This is a genomic window from Acinetobacter sp. YH12252, from assembly GCF_013417365.1.
Lineage (GTDB): Bacteria > Pseudomonadota > Gammaproteobacteria > Pseudomonadales > Moraxellaceae > Acinetobacter > Acinetobacter towneri.
In genome coordinates, this window is the sequence record NZ_VPEA01000047.1 from 1 (window position 1) to 1,123 (window position 1,123).

At 37.6% G+C, this 1,123-nt stretch carries 1 protein-coding gene; it reads right to left on the reverse strand.

What is annotated here, in order from left to right; genetic code table 11:
• Positions 1-388 precede the first annotated feature (388 nt).
• Entirely contained in the window at positions 389-958 is a 570-nt protein-coding gene (locus tag FTV28_RS13475) for a peptidylprolyl isomerase (RefSeq protein ID WP_154321226.1), read from the reverse strand.
• Positions 959-1,123: the final 165 nt, after the last annotated feature.

Below are 1,123 nucleotides of genomic sequence, written 5' to 3' on the forward strand. Positions count from 1 at the left end.
TTTTCTGACTTAAATTTCGCTCAAATAAACTTCGAGTAATTTAAACCAATCAATCAATGATAATATTTCGATCAATCAATCAGTAAAAATCCACACAAGTTGTTCTTCATAATCTCTTAATGATCTTAATTTCTGCCTCGTCAGCAGAAATTTTAACGCAAAACACTTCTAACAACTCAACCCTGTAAGCTAAGTTCGTAGGCTGTTTCGCGTCGGGATGAGTGCATTATAGGGCAATTTCCTACACGTGCAAGTGCTTTTAACTGCTTGTTTTCACGAGTGTTGGATTTTTACGCACTATTTTGGTTCAAAAACACGCAAAACTCGCACTAACCCTATAATTTTAAATTAAAAATATGTTTTTCATATTTTTGCAATCTAAATCCGCTTATTTTGTTGGGGCAGCCTCTTTCACTTTCACACTGAGTATTTTTACCGCTTGTTTCGGTACATTTTGATGCATGCCATAGTTGCCTGTTGGTACTTTTACAATTTTATCGACAACATCCATACCTTTAGTGACTTGACCAAATACCGCATAGCCTGCGTTACGTGGACTTCGATTTAAGAAATCGTTATCTACCACATTAATAAAGAATTGGCTGCTGGCAGAATCAGGATGATTCATACGTGCCATTGCCAAGGTACCACGGGTATTTTTCAATCCATTACTTGATTCATTACGAATGGTCGCTTTGGTTGGCTTTTCTTGCATATTGGCATCCATACCACCGCCTTGCACCATAAAGCCTGGGATAACACGATGGAAGATCGTACCGTTATAGAAGTTTGACTTGGCATAGTTTTCAAAGTTCTTTGCAGAAACTGGGGCTTTGTCATTAAACAGTTCGATTTCAATATTGCCCATGCTGGTTGTCATTTCTACCACGGTGTTGGCTGCCATCGTATTGAAGCTGATAAGCATTGCTGCCATGGTAAACATACTTTGTTTTAACATTTGCTGACCAATCCATCTGTGTTGTATTTGCATTGCATCTATATTAACCCGAATTACGGATAAGAAAAGCCCTTGAAAAAAAGGTAGTTAGAGCCATTTAGAAAGTTACGACACAACCCAAAGGCTCTAACTACCATGTACGATTTTACAGAAATTTTTTGTATT

Excerpts from the sequence above, each read along its gene's own strand:
- FTV28_RS13475 (WP_154321226.1), bottom strand. The coding sequence starts at position 958 with ATGTTAAAACAAAGTATGTTTACCATGGCAGCAATGCTTATCAGCTTC.